This is a genomic window from Prevotella sp. P6B1 (assembly GCF_000702825.1).
Lineage (GTDB): Bacteria > Bacteroidota > Bacteroidia > Bacteroidales > Bacteroidaceae > Prevotella.
In genome coordinates this window covers 47,312-70,865 of record NZ_JNKF01000011.1, presented here as the reverse complement: position 1 = coordinate 70,865, position 23,554 = coordinate 47,312, and the positions used below count along the sequence as shown (strand labels likewise).

The window sequence follows — 23,554 nt, the reverse complement described above, 5'->3', positions numbered from 1 at the left end:
GTTTGTGAGTGGGGATTATTGTTTTTGTTTAGAATATGCGTCCTGTTATCGTAAGTTTCAGCACTGGATAAACTGTCAACTTATCAATAAGCTTCGAAATGTCGTCATCGCTATCATTCAACTCGTTTATCTTAACCTCCTTATTGTCCTGATATACTTTAAGTTTTCCCATAAACTGGCAGCCAGCCTCGAAACGGAAACCTACGCGATGCTTGGGTACCAGGCGTCCCACACCCAGTCCGACATATGGACGGAAATTCTTTACGCGGATGTCACCGTTGATATCACCCTTGTCGTCAAACTTAACATTATATTTGTCAAGTTCGGCAGAGATGCCATTCAGAATCACGTCTTTAAATGCAGGATAATCTTCGATAATACCCTGTATAGCGTCGCTGTGACCATTCAGTTTGCCAAGCTTCTCGCCGCCAAACGAGAAACCACCAGCCACGAAGAAAGTGGAATTACCTCCGAATGGATAGATATTCAGCTTCACATCCATCGTTGTGCGCTTCAGGTTTCCTGTAATTTTTACTTTGTCTTTGCTGGGTACATATACTGGTATGTCGGGAGAAATGTTGTAATTTACGTTAACGTCTCCTTTAATCTTGATGCCTGGCATAAAGTTCACACCAGCACTCAGTTCCAGATAGTCGGTAATAGGTGCAGCTACACCCACACCGATACCCTCGGTGCTTGCCGATACATTCAAACCTACGTGGTTAAAAACCCCACGCTCATAAGACTCTTGTGCCGATGCAGTAGTTATTCCCATCAACAGCATTAAACATGCAATCAGTCGTTTTTTCATAAGCTTAATTATTTCAGTTAGAACTCTTTCGATATTTCTCAATTGCAAAGATAAAGATTATTATTGATATTTGCAAGAAATTATATTTAAATTCTAATTAAACTATTAGTAAATGCCATTCTGAGTATATAAAAATCTACTTCTTCTCCATCTTCATTCAAGTTAGATAAGAATCCGCCTCAGGCTTCCTATTCTCATTCACCAACTTATATTCGACTTGTAGAAATAGGCTATGGTCAGACGGTGATGGGTTTCGTTGTCTGAGGTGGTGGCGATTTGGCCTTGGCTTGCGTCGTAGTATTGCGGCTCCTTGAGGAAGAAGAGGCGGCTGGCCGTGTCGCGCACCCAGAATGTAGAATCGGGGTTTATGGGCATTCCTGCCTTCTCGAATATATTGAGGAGGCTTGGGTCTTTTTTTAGGATATCTAGCACAGTCTGTAGTTCTTTCATCAACGGGAAACGGAAACTGTAATATGTGTCGAAGTTAAAGCCCTCGTACTTGTCGTCCTTACAAAAAGGTTTACCACCCTGCATCGTGATATACTTACGGGGTGTCTTGCCCAGTACTTTCAGCAGAATGCCGCGCTGACCCTCGGATTCCTCACGTATGCAGATGTATCGCGAGGTTATCATATACTCATATTTCTTGTTGATTTGTGAGGTCAACCATGGTAAATCTGCGATTTCGCCTAATGTAAAGCTCTTCTTGTCTGTTTCCATTCCTATTAAATATACCTATCTATGTTCAGAGATTTTTAAAATTTCGGCAAAAGTACTGCTTTTTTGTGAGGTGTACAACTATTGCAGAAATAAAATATTGTCGATTCTTGTCTTTTTATTGTCAAAAAGTGTGATTTGCTGCTGAAATTTGAAATAAAAGTTGTAATTTTGCAGCCATAAATGTCAAAAGAATGATGCAGACAGAGCCAACGTTAGCACAGTTGTTACAGTTCGTTGAGCAAAACGGAGTGCGTGTGGATAAGGAGATACACGGTTTCCACTTTACGGGCGAGGATATCGTGTTTCCTCATGTAGTTTCTCTTTTATGTCTTCGCGGTAGTGCGCGCGTCAAGTTCGACATGCAGGAGTTTACAATTGAAAAAGACGATTATGGAATCCTCATGCCCGGCCATGTGTATCGAAGCATCGCGTGTTCAGACGATTTCACTTATACACGCGTTTTTATCTCTGCAGAAATGATTAGCGAGCTGAAGGCGCATGGCTTTAGTCATGATTCACACAAGTTCAACTACGCGCCACACTGCCATCTTACCGATGTGCAAGCCAAGCGCATGATGGCGTTGCTCGAACTGTTAGAAGCCATTGCTTCGCACGACACCACTGACCTGCAACTGCGACGGCAGATATTATTGTCGCATCTGGCTGTGTGCTACGAGTTTGTCAATTACTATCGTCGCGAGCAGGACAGACAATGGACGGAGAGCCGTCCGGCTACGATTTACAAACAGTTCTGCGATCTGGTGGTAGAACACTACCGCGAGAATCGCAATGTAAATTACTATGCGGGGCTGATGCACTACGATCCGCGTTATTTCTCAAAAATATTCCGTCAGTACAGCAACGGTCTCTCGCCTTTGGAGTGGATTCAGCAGTATGTAGCAACACAGGCGAAGCTTATCATGGATATTCATCCCGAAAAGACGGTCAAGGAGACAGCCTACCAACTCGGTTTCTCATCCACCGCTAATTTCTGCCGATACTACAAGCGTGCCACCGGCATATATCCGCAGGAGTATAAAAAGAAACATGCATAAATAACGTGGTAGGTGATTGCCGATTTTGAAGGATTTTTACAAGGCGGTACTTATCTAGGAGATTGCCGTAACTTATCTATTATCATGATTATACTATAAAATATTTAGATTTTCCGAAAAACGTTTGGTTATACCGAATTTTATTCGTAATTTTGCCGCAAAAAGAAAATAATGCGTGTAATATCATTTGCCATGATACGAGAGTTTATAGCCAAACATGCTGATGCAGATGTGGCTCTCCGCGATTGGTACAAAAGAACTTGTAAGGCAGAATGGACGTGCTTGGCTGACATCAAGAAAACGTTCAATACCGTTGACTATGTTGGCAACGACAGATATGTGTTCGATATTAAGGGCAATAACTATCGTATAGTAGCCATCGTTATCTTTATACACAAAAAGGTATATATGCGATTTGTTGGCACGCATGAGGAATATGACAAAATAAAGGATATTAAAAACATATAAGCTATGACACAGATTAAAAACGAAATGCAGTACAAAGCAGCTTGTGATAGAATAAACGAGTTGTTGAAGATTGTTGGCAACGACACCCCTGCTGACGATAAAAACATGTTGGAACTGGATTTGATTTCTGACCTCGTAGCAGATTATGAGGAGGAACATTATCCTATTGAAGCCCCCACGCTAATAGAAACCATAAAACTGCGTCTCTACGAAATGGGGATTACTCAGACCAAACTTGCAGAAATGCTCGGACTGAGCACCGCTCGCGTAAGCGAAATTATGACAGGAAAGAGTGAACCCTCTCTTAAAATCGGGCGCGAAATAAGCAAAAAGCTTAACATCGACCCCGCTATTGTTTTAGGCGTATAACCCTAAATAATTGCTACTATTAGTCCTCGCAATTGTTACTATTAATCGTAGCAATTGTTAGCATTAATAGTGCCTAAACTGGCGTTTTTGAATAGTTTTTACATGCAGTAAGCAATCTGGGAGATTGCAGTAATCTTTCGGGTGGATAAAAGTAATTTATCTGCCAGATATATTACGGCTCGGTTTTTACGCGCAGGTTAGGGAAATTTTTCTCCCTAACTAGGGAAATAATTTTTCTGTATTTGAGCGCTGGCACGCATAGCAACACGCAAGATTTCTGCTCCGTACAAGCGGCAGCCACGAGCTATACACTCACAACGAAAAAACAATACATTTGAGCCGCACAAACAGTACATTTTCACCATCCTGAGCACACACACGCTAACAGGTAAACGTTGCAGCGTTGCCGTTGCAACGTTGCAATAAGGACTATCCTACCCCTACACAGGATGGATATCCGATATATATTAGCGGATTATGATAAATAGAAATAATTTAAAATAGTTATTATACTCCTTCATGCAACGTTGCAACGGCAACATTGCAACACTTGCTCGCAACAATAGCCTCGAAAACATTTGGTGGGTTAAATAAAAAGCCGTACCTTTGCAAGCAGTAACAGTAAACTTACCCAAATTTATGCAATACAAAATAGAATCACTTGAAAAGCTTGACCAACTATTGGCCGATCCGCAGTTTGACATTTGCCGTCGCGAGGGGCAAACACCGCTGCAAGCATTGGCTTGGCACTTGATAACTCACAAGCCATTCGATATTAACGTTATATTAAAAGGTACGTGCGCGCGCGAAGATACCATAGTTTGCGAGCCGCATTGGAACGACGATGACTTTACGGAGCAGATAAACGCCATGTACGCCCCACAGTTCACACTCGACAACAAAGAACTGCGAACATGGCTGGAAACCACACCGCTGCACGATGTTGCCGCATGGACAGCCTACATAGTACGACGTGTGGAGTTGGATAAGATATCGAACTATTACGATGCCGCCCAGGATTTTTATGCCGACAGCTGGTACGAATGGAGCGACTACGAGAGTGGCAAGCTGGCAGCAAAAGATTTTGTAAACGTAGTGATAGCCAAAGTTGACGAGGTGAACGCTCACATAGCCGATGGCAAGCAGCACGGCTTATCGATGGACGAGATAGTACTGCACGATGCCATGTGGGGATTGCTACCTAAGAACATCGACGACGAACTGGGTGCTATTGCACGCGACACCCTGAAAACCGCCATCAGCAGTCTGCCCTCACGCCCATACATCTGGAGCGAGGCTGGAAAAGAAAACTATGCACAGGACATGGTAAAAATGGCAGCCGAAAAACTGCAAGCACAGGGCTACGACATTAATTACGGCAAAGGCTACTCGATAGAACAAGGCTACCTGCTGGATTACTTCAGCCGCCTGTATTGGAGAGAAGCTGCAGCAAAACCCGAGGATTAACCACACAAAAGCTAGCAACACTATGAGAAGTTTTGACGAAGAAGCCCCCCACTCAACAGCGCGCAAAGAATTCGTAAATCTTTCAGATAGCGAACTCAACAAAACATTTGATTTAACCGCAATAAGAAGTGAGGTTTACAGATTGATACGCAATGAGGGCACCAAGCCCTGGAATATAAAAGAACAAGAACTGCTGGAGACCGACAGCGACAAGCGTGCCGAATGGATATTTGCCACCCGGCTATTAGCTTCGTACGGCACATCCATACCACAGATTGAGCATCTGCTAAAATCGGCCCCACCTGCATTAAAACTCCAAATGCTAAGTAAGAAACGTACCGAACTCATTAACCAGTTTGCTGGCACCGAGGCAGGGCAACATTGGATGATGTGCATGAAGGAGCAAGATGGATGGAAATATGTAGCGCAGTATGCCTATGGTGCAAACGGCATACAGGATTCGGGGTTGTTGGATAGATTTATGCTGATGCTCGACCAGATAGCGATTATCCACGACGTAATTAATGGTCGTGGTCGGAAATATGGTTTCGACATAAGTATAGTAAGTACAGAGAGCATAAATGCCACCAAACAATACTGCAAGCATCCAGAGCATGCACATTTAATTTTGCAACTACTGCACAAGATGATTGATGGCCAAAACACGCCTAAACGTTCATCGCGCCCTATACGCGCAGCACTCCAATCGGGTGCATTCTGCGAAAGGCCCTCGTACGCATGGTTCGACAACGAATTTGGTAACTCATGCAAGAACGACAGTTCAAGCTATTACTCATATACCGACATGGAGAAAGAATGCCCGTACGACGACAAGCTCTATGATGAATACAAAAACGATTTCAAGAAATTCAAATAAAGAATTATGTCCGAGCGGGTGTCCGAAAAACCACCCGTTCGGACTACACAACAAACTATTTTCGGACTAAGAAACCACCCATTCGGACACCTCCGGAAGAATCCAATCTTGCATTATTTTTATTACTAGTTTTGCACTCGCTAAGGTCAAACGAAGGCACGGTGCCGGGGAGGCCTAACCAGCAATACTAGTAATATATGCGACGTATTTTTATTGTGAATGGAAAAAAGATGGCACAGCCCATCAACTCGAAGGAGGAGTACTTTAACCTGCGCAACAGCGAGCAGAACCGAATGCGCCTAGCACTCGCCAGAAAGGGCGACGAAGTGGCCAAGAAACAGCTACTGCAGATGGCCTACAACGACTTGATGCCCGACGGCAAAGTAGAAGGCGCCTGCCACCCCAGCTCGATGTTTGCCTACGACATTGATTGCGAAAGTCTGGTAGAGAGCAACCGCATCGCCAAGAAGCTGATGGAGATGAAAAGCGAAATCGGCCTGCTGGAGATGAGCCGCTCGGCCCGCTACGGCCTGCACCTGGTGCTGCGCCGCGAGAAAGGTAAGACCATCCTGGAGAATCAGGTACGCGTATCCATCCTCACCCAGACCGAGATGGATAATGGGGCGCACGACCTGGGACGTGTGATGTTTACCACCACAGCCGATGCCGAAGAACTGCTGTACCTGGACGACGCCATCTTTGATGAGACAATGACCATCGAAGAGAGCGAACAGGAGTACAAAACATTGAAGGAGCGCGAGAAGCTGGGACTTGAAGAGGTACCCGCAGGCGCCAAGAAGGCCAACAAGCACTATCGCCCTTGGGAGGACAGCTGCACCAAAACAGCAGTCCAGCCCGCGATGGAAGTTACTACTATTAATGATGTACCCGCGAAGCCCGACATGCGCTACCTGAAAGTGTTCGACCTGTTTATGGAAGAGGCAGGACTCACAGAGCGTTCGCTGCAGATAGAGGGTGTACGCCACAACTCGCTGCTAAGCATTCTCTCGATAGGTGCCAGCCGATTGATTTCTAAGGCACAGATGATTGCAGTAGTGCGCCATCGCATGCCTGAGTATGCTACTGAGGATGATTGCCAGAAGCTCATCGACGACTTCTACAAGAAAACCGATCCCAACGCAGCCCTTACCAAGCGCCAGCGTGAGATACTGGCCGAGGCCTTTGGCGACAACGACGATGAAGAAGCCATCGAAGCCGAAGATGCCCAGGAAACCAGCAACAAGCACCGCCGCAAACTGATAGCCAAACTGCTGCCCTCAGGCCTGCGTGAGCCCGTAATGGCTGCACCTAAGGAGATGCAGATGAACGTACTGTGCGCCATCATGCCCATTGCAGCCACCTATGCCGACCAGGTAGAAGTGATGTATGCCGACGAGAAGAAGCAGTACCTCGGACTGATGTCGATTATCGTAGCCCGCCAGGCAGGTGGTAAATCGGGCTGTAAAGAGGCCGTAGAGTGCTGGATGAAGATTCTGAAAGACGAGTCGGATGCCTATCGCCGTCAGGAGGATGTAATCAAGCAGAAGAACAAGTGCCGCAAAGCCAACGAGCGTGCCGAAGAGATGCCCAAGTTCCCCATCCGCAAGCTGCCCATCACGGTATCGTGCTCTACCCTACTGAAGCGACTGAAGAATACTGCCGGGCATTGTGTGTATTCGTTCTGCGAAGAGCTCGACACACTGCTGAAAACCAATTCGGCTGGCAACTGGAGCGCCAAGTACGATGTATATCGCTACGGGTTCGACCGTGCCGAATGGGGTCAGGATTACAACAGCGATCTGGCCGAATCGGGCGATGTACAGGTAATCTACAACTGGACCATCTTTGGCACCTACGGCTCGTTCAACAAATGTTTCCAGCGCGACAATGCCGAGAACGGACTGGGTGGTCGTGTACTGATTTCAGAGTTGCCCGACACCCGTTTTGCCAAGATGCCCAAGTATCGCCCCTTGACAGACGAGGAGCAGGAAGCCATCCAGCAGGCAGCACGCCGACTGAGCGAACTGAAAGGCTATGTCGACACGCCTCGCCTGCGCAAAGCCATCGGCAAATGGGTCGAAGAAAAGCGCATACTGGCCCTGAAAAACAACGACGAAGTGATGGATAACTTCCGCCGCCGTGCAGCAGTCATCGCCTTCCGTTGTGCCGTAGTGTTCTATCTCCTTTCAGGTGAGGAGCGCGAATCAAAGGTCTGTGTAGATTTCATGCTGATGATGGCCGACTACTGTCTGGACACGCAGATGCGCATGCTGGGCAATATGATTGAGAGTCAGCAGGCACAGAACGCCCCCGCCGAGGTTCGCACCATCAGCGACAAAACCACCTTCGACAAACTGCCCAAGGAGTTTACCTACGCTGATGTGAAGGATGCCAAAGGCCCTGGCTACAGCGACTCATCCTATCGCAGCTCAGTAAGCCGATGGAAAAAGTTCGAACTAATTGAAGAAATTGGCGTTGGCGCGAACAAAAAGTTCCGAAAGAAAGTGGCCTAACCTTAACAATAATCCCCTCCAAAATGTGGAGGGGATTACTGTGTTTATCGGATTCTGTCCATCGAGCGGACCAGCTTTTCATCTGCCAGGATAGCTCGGCGCGCCATCAGATAGAGTATCAATGCGATAGCCGGGAACACAGCCGGCCATGTGGGACGGAAACTAACAGCACCCCACGACTTATCGCCCACCATCTGACCTACAACAAAGAATACCACATACCAGCCAATGATAAACAACACATTGAAGAGACAGAACAACGCCTGCATCTTGCGGTTGTTATACATAAATATGGTATAGGCAGCAATCGCTGTAGTAGGCAACAGCACAGCCATAAGAGGCCATGTATCGAAATGGTGCTTGCCAACTGGATCGGTAAACCAAAGATTATACACTCTGGCCACCTCGATGCCTCCCAGCTTAAACGAGCCTATCTGCATACAAAGACAAATGACGGTCATAATAATGGCCGCCAAAAGATATAATGTCTGCTTACGCTGTATCATATTAATCTTCCTGGTTCTGGTTCTCGCGAGAAGGATCACGCCAGTAAACCTTATCCTCAATAAACTCCTGAGTAGCCAGAAGACTTGGTTTTGGCAGCTTTTCGTAGTAACGAGAAATCTCGATCTGCTCACGATTCTCGAATACCTCCTCGAGCGAATCGTTGTATGAAGCGAACTCAGCCAGCTTCTTTGAGAGATCGTCCTTAATCTGCAGGCTGATCTGATTAGCACGCTTGCCAATGATAGCTACGCTCTCGTAGATATTACCTGTGTCATCACACAGATCCATAATGTTACGTGTTACGGTGTTAACCGGTGCTTTTGACTTCTTATAATCCATATCTTAATCTTTAATAACTTTTTTGCACTTATTGATATATTTCTCTGCCAACTGGGCATTCTTTGACTCGGGGAACTCATTGAGGAAACCATAGCACTCATCCTCTGCATCACGATAGCGGTCCAAGCGTTTCTCTTCCGAACTGTTCTCAGCCAACTCGAACTTTGCTTTCATAATCAGCAGCATCAAGTCCTCGCGAATACTGCAATAAGGATAGCTCTTCAGACAATTCTGAGCCGTAATGATGCAGGCATTATAGTTACTCTCATCATTCGAGTTGATATTTCCGAAATAGCCTCCCAGATTGTAGTAGAGTTCTGCTGAGAGATACTCCTTCTGAATCAGTTTATCATGCAGCTCATAAAGACGAGCCTGCGCCTGAGAACGGAGTTGCGACTCAGGGAAGAGATCTATGAACTGCTGATAGGCAGTGATGGCACCATTGGTAGGCGACTGATCGAGACGGGGTTCTGGCGCACTCTGATAGAGCGACTGACCAACATAGAAATAAGCCAGTTCAGCATAAGTACCACGAGGATAGCTGGACGTATATTTCCTGAAGGTCTCCGAAGCAGCATCGTAATCCATATTACCATACTGAGCCATACCTAACATATAAAGACATTCCTGAGCCTCATCAGAGCCCTTCTTGATAGTCACCAGTTCTTCCAGAAGCGTAGTAGCCTGCTGGAACTTTCCACATGCGAATGCCTCTTTTGCGTACTCATACTTATAATCAGCGTCTCCATACTTGTAGACACTGTTAAACTCAGAGGCGCAACTGCTAACAAGCAAGGCCACACATGCTAATGTTATGATACCTTTATTCATATTCGGGGTGCAAAATTAGCACTTTTCGCGCAAATAACAAAGTTTTAATACATGTTTTTGGTGTTTTTTGATGTTTTTTTAATAACTTATTCGTATCTTTGCACACTCAATGAGTAAATTTATACTAACATCGGAATACAAACCTACAGGCGACCAGCCTGAGGCAATACGCCAACTGACTGAAGGATTGGATCGCGGAGACCGTGCTCAAGTACTACTTGGAGTCACGGGCTCAGGTAAGACGTTTACAATGGCAAACGTCATTGCCCAGCACAACCGCCCCACCCTGATTCTGAGTCATAACAAGACCCTTGCTGCCCAGCTATACGAAGAAATGAAGGGCTTTTTCCCTCAGAATGCAGTCGAATATTATGTAAGCTATTATGACTATTATCAGCCAGAGGCATATCTACCGAGTACAGACACTTATATCGAAAAAGACCTGGCTATCAACGACGAGATCGATCGCTTAAGACTATCAGCCGTATCTAACTTATTATCAGGCCGCAATGACGTAGTCGTTGTATCATCAGTTTCATGTATTTATGGTATGGGCAGCCCCGTTGCCTTACAGGAGAACGTGATAGAACTGAAAAAAGGCCAGATTCTCGACCGCAACGCCTTGTTAAGAAAGTTAGTACAGGCTTTATACGTCAGGAACGATCTGGATTTACAGCGCGGCAACTTCCGCGTAAAAGGCGACACCGTTGACATAGCAATGGCTTATAGCGAGGTGGTGCTCCGCATCACATTCTGGGACGACGAGATTGACGCCATCGAAGAGATGGATGCTGTAACCTTCGACCGTCTGGCCAGCTTCGAGGAATACCGCCTCTACCCCGCCAACCTCTTCATGACCTCGCAAGAGCAGACCAACATCGCCATCCACCAGATTCAGGACGACCTGATGAAACAAGTACTCTTCTTCGAGGAAGCAGGCGACTCCATCAAAGCCCAGCGCATCAAGGAGCGTGTAGAGTACGACATGGAGATGATCAAGGAACTGGGGCATTGCTCTGGCATCGAGAACTACAGCCGCTATTTCGATGGCCGAAAAGCCGGAGAACGTCCGTACTGTCTGTTGGATTTCTTCCCCGATGACTACCTGCTTATTATCGATGAGAGCCACGTCAGCGTGCCTCAGATCAGCGCCATGTACGGAGGCGACAGAAGTCGCAAGCAGAACCTCGTAGAATATGGCTTCCGCCTGCCTGCAGCCTTCGACAATCGCCCGCTGAAGTTTGAGGAATTCCAGGAAGAGGTCAATCAGGTCATCTACGTCAGCGCAACACCAGCCGACTACGAGCTAAACGAGGCAGAAGGCGTTGTCGTAGAACAAGTCATCCGCCCCACAGGACTGCTTGACCCGGAAATCGAAGTCCGCCCCAGCGAGAATCAGATAGACGATTTAATGGACGAGATCCTGACCCGCAGAAATCGTGGCGAACGCGTACTCATCACCACCCTGACCAAACGTATGGCCGAGGAATTGACCGAGTATCTACTGAACCACAGCGTAAGCACCGCTTATATCCATAGCGACGTAGCCACACTTGATCGTGTAAAAATTCTAAGCGACCTACGCCAAGGCGTCTACGACGTATTGGTAGGCGTCAACCTGTTACGCGAAGGCCTTGACCTGCCCGAAGTATCGCTCGTAGCCATCCTCGATGCCGACAAAGAAGGATTTCTGCGCAGCCACCGCAGCCTGACACAGACAGCAGGTCGAGCCGCCAGAAACGTCAATGGAAAAGTGATTATGTACGCCGACACCATCACAGCTTCAATGCAACTGACTATTGACGAGACATTACGTCGCCGCATCAAGCAGATGAGGTATAACGAGGAGCATCACATTACTCCAAAGCAGATCATTAAGAACCTGACGTTCAGCGCCTTACAGAAAGAGAACAGAGCCGATACCAAGGAACTGATACGCGACATCTCCCTGGCAGCAGAGAATGGCGACACTGGCAAAATGATAGCAGCCGATCCAATTGAGCAGCGCATGACCAGACCACAGATGGAGAAGCTGATAGAAGAAACGACCAGGAAAATGAAAGAAGCCGCTAAAGCACTCGACTTCCTACAAGCTGCGCAATACCGCGACGAAATTGTTCGCCTACAAAAGGAACTGGAACTGAAGTAAGAAGTAAAAGCAATTAGAAATAGTGGATAGTTAAACGTGAAAATATACAAAAAAAACAAAAGCAGTAGCAAATTATTCACTATTCACCTTTCACTATTCACTAAAAATTAGTACTTTTGCACGGTTTTATTAATATAACAAAGAAAATGAAAAAGTTTTTGATAGCCATCCTGATGGCAATGCCCATGTTAGCAGCAGCTCAGGATAACACCTGGGAACGAATAGAACAGGAACCCGTTCAAAAAGAGAATCCTGATGCCAAATATCTGGCAGAAGGCGCAGTCCCCGTTGTTGACGGCAAAGTTTGCTGGCAGACAACCATCACTGCTCCAGGCAAGTCAGCTCAACAAATCTACGACATCCTGCTCAAGCAGATGACCAAAATGGTGAACGAGCCCAACCAGATTGCCAATAGCACCATAGCCCTTCAGAATTCAGAGACCTACGAATTGGGCGCCGTCTTTCATGAGTGGTTGGTCTTCAAGAGTTCAGCGCTTTCGCTTGACCGCACGAAATTCAATTTCCAGCTATTTGTTAAGTGCGCTAACGAAAAGGCTGAAATCAAAATAACACGTATCACATACGATTATGATATGGATCGCAAGCCTGTTCACTATGATGCAGAAACTTGGATCACAGACAAGTATGCAGTCAACAAGAAGCGCACTAAGCTTTATCCGCTCTCTTCTAAATTCAGAAGAAAAACAATAGATCGTAAGGACTTCATTTTCAACAAGTTCAATACGCTGCTTAACGAAAATAATTAATAATGAATAAAGATCAGATACGCAACATACTGAATATCATTTTTATGATTATGGCCGTAGTGGGAGTCATCTGGTACCTGACTTCCGACAAGACTACGGGAACCTATATTATCCTGTTTTCGATGTGCTTTAAGATAGCAGAATCATCAATGCGAATGATCAAGTAATCCATGTACAGAAGACTTACTACACTTATTTTAGCACTGCTGACACTTAGCCAACTAAGTGCCCAGACTGATCGTCAGTTTAATCAAATTGACGAGGACGGAAACATCTCTCAACGAAGTGGTAACGGAAACTTCAACAAACACAGCAAGGATACGACCCAGAATAAAGTAATCCCCAAGGGACTCTATTCATGGACTATCGATAGGAGATTCGGCGATGTAATTCCTACAGAGCCAGACACCCTGTCCCATCTGTTTATGAACACCACTTTCAACACCGGCATGTATGGCGACTACAACACCACGGGCAACAACTACAGTGCCCGCATGAGTCGTATATTCATTGACCGTCCATATGGCGAGTATCATATATTCACAGAGCCCTACAGTTTTGTCAAGAAGCAGCCCGATGCATTTCTTTTTATGAATACTCTATCGCCATATACCAATATACTCTATGACAATTGTGGCGACAAGACCAATGGCGAAGACCATATAGATGCAAAATTCGCCGTCAACGCCAATAAACGTCTGAATTTCGGCTTCGACCTTGATTATGCCTATGCTCGTGGTTACTACAGCAACCAGAGTATCGCGCATTTTAACGGAACCATCTTCTCCTCTTATCTGGGCGATCGTTATCAGATGCATTTCTTCTTCAACGCCGCTCACCAGAAGACTGCCGAAAACGGAGGTATCACTTCTGACGACTATGTGACCCATCCTGAATCATTCACCGACAACTACACAGAAAGCGAGATTCCTACCGTACTTTCTAAGAACTGGAACCGCAACGACCATCAACACATCTACCTATCCCATCGCTATAATCTGGGATTCTATCGCATGGTCAAGATGAGTGATGAAGAAATAAAGGCACGACAGTTTGCCAAGGAATCACAAAAAGAGCATGAAGCTGACATAGAAAAACAACATCAGGACATAAAAGAAAGCCGTAGGAACAAGGAGCAGCCCAAGCCTACAGGTCGCCCTGAAGGAGCAAAGGTGATGGGCAAAGAACCTCAGCAAGACCAACTCACCATAGCCGCAGATACCACACGTATCAAAGTTGACGGACAAGCCGCTATCGATAGTCTGAATCATCTTCAAGCCATCCAGGACTCTATCGATGCGACCATGAAGAGAGAGTATGTACCAGTGACAAGTTTCATTCACACACTCGACATCGACAACTACAACCACATCTATCAGGCATACAACACCCCTGCGGACTATTATAAGGACACCTATTATAATCAGGGTCTGAAATACGGCAATGACTCCATCTACGACCAGACCAAGCATTTCCGTATCAAGAACACCCTTGGACTGGCACTTCTTGAGGGATTCAATAAATATATGAAGGCAGGCTTAAAGGGATTTGTCACCTATGATTATTGCACCTATTCCATGCCTGATATCGAAAATGGCAACCTATTCTGGAATAATTGGAACGAATACGATCTGAGCATAGGCGCCCAACTCAGCAAGACTCAAGGCAAGACTCTGCACTTCAACGCGACTGTAGAGACATGGATAGCCGGAGCCGACAAAGGCGACTACACCATCGACTTCAGCACCGATCTGAATTTCCCATTGTTCGGCGATACCGTTCAACTGGCAGCATCAGCCTATTTATACCATTGCTACCCAGTGTTCTTCCAGTCAAAGTATCATTCAAAACACCTCTGGTGGGACTTGAATCTTGATCAGGAGACACGTAGTCGCATTGAGGGCACATTCAGTTACCAGAAAACCGATACGAAGTTACGTGTAGCTATCGATAACATCAAGAACTACACCTACTATGGCATGAGTTACGACTTGACAGCAGACGGAGGACGCAAGAATATGACGGCATCCGTACTTCAGGAGAGCAAAAGCCTGAATATACTCACAGCCCAGATTCATCAGAACTTCCGCATAGGCGCATTAAACTGGGAGAATATTCTCACATATCAGAATTCAAGCAATCAGGATGTACTGCCATTACCCGATTGGAACATCTTCTCAAACCTCTATCTGAAGTTTAAGATTGCCAAGGTTCTTGGAGTTGAATTGGGTGCTGATGCCACCTTCTTCTCAAAGTATTACGCCCCCGACTTCTGCGCGGCCATCAACCAGTTTGCTGTTCAGAAGAACGAGGAAAGTCGCATCAAGTTAGGTGGCTATCCGTTTGTAGACGTTTATGCCAACATGACGTTAAAGGGTGTCAGATTTTTCTTAGTGATGAGCAATGTAGTAAATGGTGGAGGCAATCACATGAAATTCCTCACGCCACACTACCCCGTCAATGGTTCAGTACTTCACTTCGGCGTTTCCTGGCCATTCTTCAACTAAAGAAGAATCACTCCTAAGCTAACGCAGACACCATAGATAAAGATATTACGCGCTGTTTCTCCTAAGCAGAGATTCAGCGCTTTTCCTTGGTATATACGCTTCATCTTCAAATAGGTATAGAAATGAAGCATCAGGTATATAAAAGGGAATAAGAATGCCAACACGTGTCCGTTCATTAGGAAAGTACCGCCCAAGATGACAGCCCCGACACCAACGCCAACATACAGCTGCAAACCAGCCTCAGCTCCCAAACGCACAATAATCGTTTGTTTACCCGCTTCACGGTCATTATCCCTATCACGGAAATTATTTACTATCAAGAGCGCATCAATGACCAAGCCACAGGCTATCGAAGCCAGAAAGACCTGCCAACTGACAGTATGCAACTGAACATAATATGTACAGCAAACCGGCACTATACCAAAGAATACCAGCACCAGGATATCACCCAATCCCTGATAAGAAAACCAAGTGGTATAAAGAAAGGCGAAAACCACGCACAACATACCGATAAGCACCATTTCCCAACCACCAAAGTAAACGAGCGGTAAGCCAATCACACACGCCAAACAGGTAGTCAGAGCAATAGCTTTCTTCATAGAATCAAGTTTCACCCATCCTTGTGCACAGGCTCTACGCGGCCCCAAACGCGTTTCGGCGTCATCGGTACCATTGACAAAATCATAGAAGTCATTGATGAAGTTCGCATCAATCTGCATTGCGAAAGCAAAAAGCAGACATAGTATGGCAGCTGTCCAACTGAAAATGCCTTCACCATACAAAGCCGAATCAGCATAGGCTAAAGCCACACCAATCATTACAGGAACAGCCGCTCCAGACAACGTTTTAGGACGAGCCGCCAGCAACCACGCTTGAGCCGAATCTATCACAATTTTCTTATCTTCTGCCATTATTTTCCAATTTTTCTTGCAAAAGTAACTACTTTTTTGTAAATTTGCAAAGAAAAATAAAACTTTTTATGACAAACAATACACCAAGTCTGGACCTTGTGGAGTTTATCGAAACACAGATTCTCCCTAAATATGCAGAATTTGACCGTGCACATAATCTGGAGCACGTAACAAGGGTTATACGTAATTCTCTCGAGCTGATCAGAGCAACAGGAGCAGACATCGACATGGTTTACACCATTGCAGCCTACCACGACTTGGGAATGTGCGGACATCGTGCCGACCACCATATCCGAGGTGGCAAGATATTAGCCTCAGATGCACGACTGAAGAAGTGGTTTTCCCCCGAACAGATCAAGATTATGAAGGAGGCCGTTGAAGATCATCGCGCCTCAGCCAGCCGAAGTCCCAGATCTATTTATGGAAAAATTGTAGCTGAAGCCGACAGGGATATCGATCCAGAAAGAATCATCCGCCGTTGCATCCAGTTCGGAATGGCCAACTATCCGGAAAAGACAGAAGAAGAACACTGGATTCGTTTTAAAGAACATATGGCCAACAAATACTCCAAGGAAGGATACATCAAACTATGGATTCCCAATTCACCGAATGCCAAACGTCTCAGCGAACTGCAGAATATCATCGAACAGCCTCAGCAATTACGCGAAGCCTTCGACCGGATTTTTGCCGAAGAGATTGCTACCCCAGATACAAATAGTAAATGATAGCCAGAGCAACTGCCACTGCTATCAGAACAGCAGACTTGATGAGACAAGAAGCCGCCTTCTTAATCACCAAGAAAGCAACTATGATAGCAACGAGTACAAATATGTAATAACCGATATTTCCCATATTCTACTTAAATAATTTCTTGAATGGTGTAGGCACAGGCGTTTCGAATTCCATGGGCTCACCTGTTATAGGATGATGGAAACATAGCAACCAAGCATGCAGACACAAACGGTGGATAGGATCATCACCATTACCATATTTGGTATCACCACAAACAGGATGTCCCATATCAGAAGAGTGTACACGAATCTGGTTCTTCCGTCCTGTTTCAAGTTTAAACTCCACCAACGTATGCTCGGTTGTGCGGTCGAGCACATGATAATGGGTTACGGCATATTTTCCACCATTATCAGTAGGTGAAGAATAAGTAACGTATGCCTTGTTATCTTTCAACCAGTTAGCAATTGTACCTTCATCGTTCTCCATCTCACCAGAGCATACTGCCACATAGCGACGATCATACACGATATCATGCCAGTTATGTTCCAGTATCTGCTCTGTCTCCATGTCTTTTGCATACACCATCAGGCCACTCGTATCGCGATCCAGACGATGAACCACATGAGCCGTACATTTCTGGCGTGACTTCTTGAAATAATCATCGAGTACAGTCTTCACATTCAACGTTGAATGACCAGCTGCCATTGAAAGGATACCCTCGGCCTTCTCAATGACTATCAGCCACTTATCCTCATAGACAATCTTAACGTAACGGCTCTTAAACGACTGCTGGTTACGTTTGGTCTTACTAATGGCCACCTTCATGCCGGGCTCCAACTGGAAGTCAAACTGGCTCACGGTCTTACCATTCACCTTGATACCTCTACCCTGCAGAGTCGCCTTAATCTTCGTACGACTTTGCTGAACATTGGCCAACAGCCATTCTAACAATGGCATCGACTCGTTGACTACGAAGTGCTCGTAGTCACCCTCACGATTATATCCTGCGTTATATCTCATATTGGCGGCAAAGATACAAAAAAAACCGCAGATATTCGAATCTGCGGCATTTTTTTTATTAATCGAATGGATTAATAGAACTTGAAGTATCTTCTGGCATTGTTGTAACTGATGTCCTCTACCATACGTCCGAGGATTTCCATATCACAAGGCAACAAGCCTTTCTCAACATCGTTTCCAAGGATATTACAGAGAATACGACGGAAGTACTCATGGCGTGGATAGCTCAAGAAAGAGCGACTATCAGTCAGCATTCCAACGAAGCGGCTCAGCAGTCCAAGTACAGAAAGCGCATTCATCTGACGTACCATTCCATCCATCTGGTCATTGAACCACCAACCAGAACCGAACTGGATTTTGCCTGGCTCACCACCCTGGAAGTTACCCAGCATTGTAGCAATCACCTCGTTAGCACAAGGATTCAATGTATATAATATGGTACGCGTGAGCTTATCCTTCATATTCAGTTTGTTGAGGAAGGTCGACATAGCCTTGGCTGTATTGAACTCTCCGATAGAATCGAAACCTGTATCAGGACCAAGCGCGTTATACATCTTAGTATTGTTATCACGGATAGCACCATAGTGGAACTGCTGTGTCCAGTCTGCATCAGCATCCATCTCTGCCATAACCGTCAGGAAACAGTTCTTAAACTGACGGATCTCCAAATTAGAAAGCTGCTGACCACGCATAGCCTTCTCGAAGATGGTCTCGATCTCAGAATCTGTATATTCCTCATCGTAGAACTCCTCGATACCATGATCCGAGAGTTTACAACCATTCTCAGCAAAGAAGTCGTGACGCTTCTGCAGGGCATCAACCATATCAGCAAACTTCACGATATTAACACCACTCACCTCGCTCAACTGCTCTACATACTTCGAGAACTCAGGCTTCTCAATGTTCATGGCCTTGTCAGGGCGCCATGCTGGAATCATCATAGGATCATCCTTTGCCTTTGTCTTGGCATACTCAATATGGTTATGCAGATCGTCGACGGGATCATCGGTTGTACAAACACACTCTACGTTATAGTGTTTCATCAGACCACGAGCAGAGAATTCTGGCTGCTGCAGTTTCTCGTTACATTCGTCAAAGATTTCGCGAGCTGTCTTGGGAGAAAGCTGCTTAGTGATACCGAAAGCGGTCTTCAACTCAAGATGAGTCCAATGATAAAGAGGATTACGGAAAGTGTATGGAACGGTCTCTGCCCACTTCTCAAACTTCTCCCAGTCGCTGGTATCCTTACCAGTACAGTACTTCTCATCGATACCATTAGTACGCATGGCACGCCACTTATAGTGGTCGCCACCCAGCCACAACTCGGTGATACTCTTGAACTTGTGGTCTTTAGCCACCATCTCAGGAATCAAATGACAATGATAGTCGATAATGGGCATCTTAGCCGCATGATTGTGATACAAGTCCTGCGCCACCTGGGTCTCCAGAACGAAGTTATCATCATTGAATTGCTTCATAAAACTGTATGTTTATAGGTTCTTCTTAAATTTTTCTGCAAAGTTAATTAAAATCTCGAATAAAAGCACTATCTTTGCAAAAAAATAAAACGTAAACGATGACGTACCGAAGCAAAGTTCTCCTGATATACACAGGAGGCACCATTGGCATGAACCGGAACCCACGAACAGGGGCACTGGAGCCATTTGATTTCGAGCACCTATTATATAATGTGCCCGAGTTGAAGCAGTTTGATATTGCAATTGAGACCTACCAGTTTGACCCTCCGATTGATTCGAGTGACATGTCTCCCCGTATGTGGACCGACATCTCGCATTGTATTGCAGATCATTATGACCAATACGACGGTTTTGTTGTGCTGCATGGCACAGACACCATGGCTTATACAGCCTCTGCCCTATCCTACATGCTCGAGAATCTGACAAAACCTGTCATTTTCACAGGTTCCCAACTTCCTATCGGGCAGTTGAGGACAGATGGCAAAGAGAACCTGATTACGGCCGTCGAGATTGCAGCCGCCAAAGACCGTGAAGGTCATGCGCTGGTACCCGAGGTAGGCATCTATTTTGGTGGGCATCTGCTTCGTGGCAACCGAACCACCAAACAGAGTGCAGAAGAATTCAATGCGTTCGAATCATTCAACTACCCACACCTGGTTGAGGCAGGCGTCAATATCACCTATCATCAGGACCGTATACTAAAACCAGATTGGGAAAAACCAATGGTTCCCCACTTCCGATTAGACAACAACGTGATTATATTCTCGCTCTTTCCCGGTATCCGCGAAGACTTGATCCGCCACATTATCCACACCCCAAATCTGAAGGCCATCGTCATGCGCACTTTCGGTAGTGGTAATGCGCCTCAACGTCCCTGGCTACTGAAAGCTCTTCGCGAAGGAACGCGCAATGGAAAAGTAATCGTCAACATCAGCCAGTGTATGCAGGGAGCCGTAGAGATGAGCCGCTACGATTGTGGATATCATCTGCAGGAAGCTGGAGTCATCAGTGGACGCGATTCTACCGTAGAAGCAGCTGTTACCAAACTGATGTTCCTACAGGCACATTATCCTGACGATCCGGAAACAGTTCGGAAGTATATGCAACAGAGTATAAGAGGAGAGATATCATATTAACGATATCTCTCCTACTTTTTCCAGAAACGGAATGTAATGTCCTCCATTCCTCCATCCGCTTTGATCCGATACAATCGCTGATTAGTCTTCGGATTTTTCAAGGGGCCTAAATGTTTGATAAAAGGACCGATCTTGATATAATCGAAATCACATTTATTGATGGCAGATGATATAACGGTTTTTCCACTATACCAGGCAATCTTAAACTCAGGGTGCGCCTCGCGAATATACAATGCCAGCTGATTGACCGACTTCGGATCGCCATCTCCACCCATAAACGAGATACAGGTTATATCAGTACCGAACTTACCAACAAGAGTGTCGATGGCCTCTGTATCAAGAGGCAATCCGATATCCTCCCAAAGATAATAGCTATGACACCCAGGACAGCGACACGGGCAATTACTGATGTTAATTGCCAGTGTCACTTCGTCCGGTATCTCCTGAAAAACTATGCCGGTATTAACGTATTTCAGCATAGTTTATTCTCCCCTGCATAGTAGCGACGAGCAGCCTCTTCCTGACGAGCCTGTGAGAAGTTGCTAACACGCTTCAAGTAGCCGATAATGCGGGTCATATAGTCTACATTCTTAGAATGGCAATGTGGACATTCTTTCAGATAGCGTTTGTCAATGTAACCACAATCGTTGCAGACTGTATTGGGAATATTGAATGTAAAATAGTTACAGCCTTCCTTAGCAGCCACCTTCAACAAATGCAGATATTGTTCCTTTGACAAATGCTCATCCAAATTCATATGCAAAGCCGAACCACCAGTCAGATGTTCAATATATGGAGCACCATGGAGTTTGAACTTGTCAATGATGGTGAGCGAGTCATCCTCAACTACATAGAAGTAGCTGTTGTAACAGTCACGTGGCACAAAATAGCCGTCCTCACGATCCCACTTAGCATGCTTCACACCAACATTCTCGGCAGGAATCATCTCGCAGTTGAACATAACATCCTTAGAGCGATACTGACGATTATATTTCTCTACCAAGCCAAGGATACCCTGTACAAAGTGCAGATACTCGTCATTCGGTGTAATCTTCAGCCCCATAAACTCAGCAGCCTCAACCAAACCGTTGATACCGATAGTCAGATACTGACGGGCAATGTTGATGTAGCCTGCATCGAACAATGGCAACATACCCTGCTGCTGAAGATCTTTCAGATTCTCATTGTAAGCCAACTGAACCTTATGACAGAGATCAATCACACCACTCAGATACTCCAGATAGTCAAGCTTATGATTCACTGCATACTGAATACAGCGGTTCAGATTGATGGTAAGCACACTTTTAGAACCTGTGCTGACACCACCCGCTCCAAGGGTATAGCTGAAACCATTGTCGGTAATCTCATTACGGAGACGGCAACAACTTGACAACGAATCAGCATTATCGCTCATATAAGTAAAGAACGAGTGACCTTCAGAATACATTTCGGCCGTAAACTCCCCCCACTCTTTATCCTTACATTCACCATTTTCATCAACCAACAAGGCCATGGTTTCTACAGGGAAAGTCAACAGAGTCTTGGTACGTTCCTGGTTAAACCACTTCATAAAACGCTTCTGGAGCCAAGAAAGACCATCCCAATCGGGCTTGGAACCATCGGGGAAGTAGAACTCGCCAAAGATGCTCTCGAAATAGTAACGATCGTAGTAAGCAATATTCCAGAATACAGCCTGATAGTTACGAGCACCTGTTGGCTGATTCAAGGTATAGACAATCTGCTCAAAGTAATCGGTAATGATCTTGTCGATGGTACGTTTCTTCAAACTGAGGTCAGCCTGATCATTAGCACGCTTGTAGTAATCCAATCCATACTCCTTTCCCATGAAATAGTTCATATACATGAGGAACTCCGGCGTAGCACATGCACCACTCAGCATAGAACTAACCATAAAGACCATATTCACAAAGCCTCCAGCGAACGATTTCATGTTGGTTGGTGCAGTTGAATTTCCACCAATAGCTATAGTACCACCAATCAACCAAGGATACATGGTGATAGAAGCACAGTAGTTGGCCAACGATGTTTCGTCGTTCTTATATATAAAATGGTGTGTCAGCTTGTCGATATACTCATCAGCCAACTGTTTACCATACATTTTCTTAATTCGGTCGGTCAGGAGTCGGCGATTCAAACGGATAAAGTTAGATTTAGGCAGTTCACCGATCAAAGTAGCAATATTCTTATGTTCAACATTGGCATTAGCATCGTACTTTGAACCTGTAGCAGCATTAACCGACTCACAATACTCTGAAAGGAAAACCATCTTTTCAAGGGTTTCACGATCCTCTGAGTGGAGCTGTCTATATAGAATGAACGACTTAGCCACCTTATAATATCCTTCGCGCATCAATGCTTCCTCCACTTGGTTCTGGATATCCTCTACAGTGATATTGTCGTGCATATCAAGGTGATTTAAGATTTTAGACACGATGGCCAGGTCAGCAGGTTCCTGTACACTTTCAAATGCCTTCACGATGGCATTCATGATTTTGTCGAGTGAGAACAAGTCTTTCGAACCGTCTCGCTTAGTGATGGTAAAGTTTTTAATTTCCATTTTGTTGCCAATACTTATTAAGTTTAAAATTTCAATTCTTTCTGTAAGTTTTCCTTTTTGGGAAACTTTTTTTGTTTTTAATTCGGAAAAGTTTTCCAAAAAGAAAAACCGAATTCGGATGCAAAGATATAAAATTATCACAAAAAAGCATTCTTGGCAGAAATAAAAGATGTATAAAAGAAAGTTAAAAAAGAAATACCACACTGCAATAATCACGCACAACACACTGAAAAACAAGCATATCTGAATCAAACAAAACAAACACAACGCGCCTGAAAGTGTTTATAAAAGTAAAATCAAGCCGAACATTCAGTCTCCA

At 45.3% G+C, this 23,554-nt stretch carries 22 protein-coding genes; 12 read left to right on the top strand and 10 right to left on the bottom strand.

The window, feature by feature from the left end:
• Positions 1–28: 28 nt before the first annotated feature.
• Together T495_RS0104275 and T495_RS0104270 are read right to left on the bottom strand one after the other, a co-directional pair.
• Positions 29–811: a hypothetical protein gene (locus T495_RS0104275; RefSeq protein WP_028903862.1), complete on the bottom strand. Its 783-nt coding sequence runs from the start codon at positions 809–811 to the stop codon at positions 29–31.
• A 198-nt stretch (positions 812–1,009) separates the two neighbouring features.
• The gene (locus T495_RS0104270) at positions 1,010–1,531 is read right to left on the bottom strand and encodes a hypothetical protein (RefSeq protein ID WP_028903863.1); all 522 of its coding nucleotides are present in this window, start codon (positions 1,529–1,531) and stop codon (positions 1,010–1,012) included.
• 191 nt (positions 1,532–1,722) lie between these two features.
• On the opposite strand from T495_RS0104270, the gene T495_RS0104265 reads away from it, so the two are divergent.
• From T495_RS0104265 to T495_RS0104240, 6 genes are all read left to right on the top strand, one after another.
• Positions 1,723–2,586, top strand: a complete 864-nt coding sequence (locus tag T495_RS0104265; protein ID WP_033147752.1) for a helix-turn-helix domain-containing protein — start codon at positions 1,723–1,725, stop codon at positions 2,584–2,586.
• Between the two features lie 171 nt (positions 2,587–2,757).
• Positions 2,758–3,054 carry a type II toxin-antitoxin system HigB family toxin gene (locus T495_RS0104260; protein WP_033147751.1) on the top strand — a complete coding sequence of 99 codons (297 nt, stop codon included), beginning with the start codon at positions 2,758–2,760 and terminating at the stop codon, positions 3,052–3,054.
• Positions 3,055–3,057: 3 nt separating this feature from the next.
• Complete coding sequence (locus T495_RS0104255; protein ID WP_028908559.1) at positions 3,058–3,423, top strand: type II toxin-antitoxin system HigA family antitoxin; 366 nt, start codon at positions 3,058–3,060, stop codon at positions 3,421–3,423.
• A gap of 639 nt (positions 3,424–4,062) precedes the next feature.
• Positions 4,063–4,890 carry a hypothetical protein gene (locus T495_RS0104250; RefSeq protein ID WP_028903865.1) on the top strand — a complete coding sequence of 276 codons (828 nt, stop codon included), beginning with the start codon at positions 4,063–4,065 and terminating at the stop codon, positions 4,888–4,890.
• A gap of 22 nt (positions 4,891–4,912) precedes the next feature.
• Complete coding sequence (locus T495_RS0104245) at positions 4,913–5,767, top strand: hypothetical protein (RefSeq protein ID WP_155950111.1); 855 nt, start codon at positions 4,913–4,915, stop codon at positions 5,765–5,767.
• Between the two features lie 197 nt (positions 5,768–5,964).
• The gene (locus T495_RS0104240; RefSeq protein ID WP_155993438.1) at positions 5,965–8,280 is read left to right on the top strand and encodes a hypothetical protein; all 2,316 of its coding nucleotides are present in this window, start codon (positions 5,965–5,967) and stop codon (positions 8,278–8,280) included.
• A 44-nt stretch (positions 8,281–8,324) separates the two neighbouring features.
• Here T495_RS0104240 and T495_RS0104235 read toward each other — a convergent pair whose 3' ends face one another.
• The 3 genes from T495_RS0104235 to T495_RS0104225 are packed head-to-tail and all read right to left on the bottom strand — an operon-like array spanning position 8,325 to position 9,957.
• Positions 8,325–8,786 carry a DUF4293 domain-containing protein gene (locus tag T495_RS0104235; RefSeq protein WP_028903867.1) on the bottom strand — a complete coding sequence of 154 codons (462 nt, stop codon included), beginning with the start codon at positions 8,784–8,786 and terminating at the stop codon, positions 8,325–8,327.
• Position 8,787: 1 nt separating this feature from the next.
• A complete protein-coding gene (locus tag T495_RS0104230; protein ID WP_028903868.1) occupies positions 8,788–9,126 on the bottom strand; it encodes a DNA-directed RNA polymerase subunit omega in 339 nt (112 codons plus the stop codon).
• A gap of 3 nt (positions 9,127–9,129) precedes the next feature.
• Positions 9,130–9,957, bottom strand: a complete 828-nt coding sequence (locus tag T495_RS0104225) for an outer membrane protein assembly factor BamD (protein ID WP_028903869.1) — start codon at positions 9,955–9,957, stop codon at positions 9,130–9,132.
• A 109-nt stretch (positions 9,958–10,066) separates the two neighbouring features.
• On the opposite strand from T495_RS0104225, the gene uvrB reads away from it, so the two are divergent.
• The 4 genes from uvrB (at position 10,067) to T495_RS0104210 (ending at position 15,380) form a co-directional block, all read left to right on the top strand.
• Positions 10,067–12,106: an excinuclease ABC subunit UvrB gene (uvrB, locus tag T495_RS0104220; RefSeq protein WP_033147750.1), complete on the top strand. Its 2,040-nt coding sequence runs from the start codon at positions 10,067–10,069 to the stop codon at positions 12,104–12,106.
• 146 nt (positions 12,107–12,252) lie between these two features.
• Entirely contained in the window at positions 12,253–12,873 is a 621-nt protein-coding gene (locus T495_RS0104215) for a DUF4468 domain-containing protein (RefSeq protein ID WP_033147749.1), read from the top strand.
• A 2-nt stretch (positions 12,874–12,875) separates the two neighbouring features.
• Positions 12,876–13,040: a hypothetical protein gene (locus T495_RS16035; RefSeq protein WP_197018854.1), complete on the top strand. Its 165-nt coding sequence runs from the start codon at positions 12,876–12,878 to the stop codon at positions 13,038–13,040.
• A gap of 3 nt (positions 13,041–13,043) precedes the next feature.
• Positions 13,044–15,380: a putative porin gene (locus T495_RS0104210; protein ID WP_033147748.1), complete on the top strand. Its 2,337-nt coding sequence runs from the start codon at positions 13,044–13,046 to the stop codon at positions 15,378–15,380.
• Here the strand turns inward: T495_RS0104210 and menA are convergent.
• Positions 15,377–16,291, bottom strand: coding sequence for a 1,4-dihydroxy-2-naphthoate octaprenyltransferase (gene menA, locus T495_RS0104205; protein ID WP_028903873.1), 915 nt, complete (start codon positions 16,289–16,291; stop codon positions 15,377–15,379). The genes T495_RS0104210 and menA overlap by 4 nt on opposite strands.
• A gap of 68 nt (positions 16,292–16,359) precedes the next feature.
• Here menA and T495_RS0104200 point away from each other — a divergent pair, with 68 nt between their 5' ends.
• Positions 16,360–17,016, top strand: coding sequence for an HD domain-containing protein (locus T495_RS0104200; protein WP_028903874.1), 657 nt, complete (start codon positions 16,360–16,362; stop codon positions 17,014–17,016).
• A gap of 130 nt (positions 17,017–17,146) precedes the next feature.
• On the opposite strand, the gene T495_RS0104195 is transcribed toward T495_RS0104200, so the two are convergent.
• Together T495_RS0104195 and uxaC are read right to left on the bottom strand one after the other, a co-directional pair.
• Complete coding sequence (locus tag T495_RS0104195; protein WP_028903875.1) at positions 17,147–18,043, bottom strand: RluA family pseudouridine synthase; 897 nt, start codon at positions 18,041–18,043, stop codon at positions 17,147–17,149.
• A gap of 71 nt (positions 18,044–18,114) precedes the next feature.
• Complete coding sequence (gene uxaC, locus T495_RS0104190) at positions 18,115–19,521, bottom strand: glucuronate isomerase (protein ID WP_028903876.1); 1,407 nt, start codon at positions 19,519–19,521, stop codon at positions 18,115–18,117.
• A gap of 98 nt (positions 19,522–19,619) precedes the next feature.
• Between uxaC and T495_RS0104185 the strand changes: the two genes are divergently transcribed.
• Positions 19,620–20,657 (top strand): asparaginase, encoded by a 1,038-nt coding sequence (locus tag T495_RS0104185; RefSeq protein ID WP_033147747.1) that lies wholly within the window; start codon positions 19,620–19,622, stop codon positions 20,655–20,657.
• An 11-nt stretch (positions 20,658–20,668) separates the two neighbouring features.
• Here the strand turns inward: T495_RS0104185 and nrdG are convergent, their stop codons facing one another.
• Both nrdG and nrdD read right to left on the bottom strand, forming a co-directional pair.
• Entirely contained in the window at positions 20,669–21,136 is a 468-nt protein-coding gene (gene nrdG, locus T495_RS0104180; RefSeq protein ID WP_028903878.1) for an anaerobic ribonucleoside-triphosphate reductase activating protein, read from the bottom strand.
• A complete protein-coding gene (nrdD, locus tag T495_RS0104175; RefSeq protein ID WP_028903879.1) occupies positions 21,130–23,235 on the bottom strand; it encodes an anaerobic ribonucleoside-triphosphate reductase in 2,106 nt (701 codons plus the stop codon). Before nrdD ends, nrdG begins: the two co-directional genes overlap by 7 nt.
• Between the last annotated feature and the right edge of the window lie 319 nt (positions 23,236–23,554).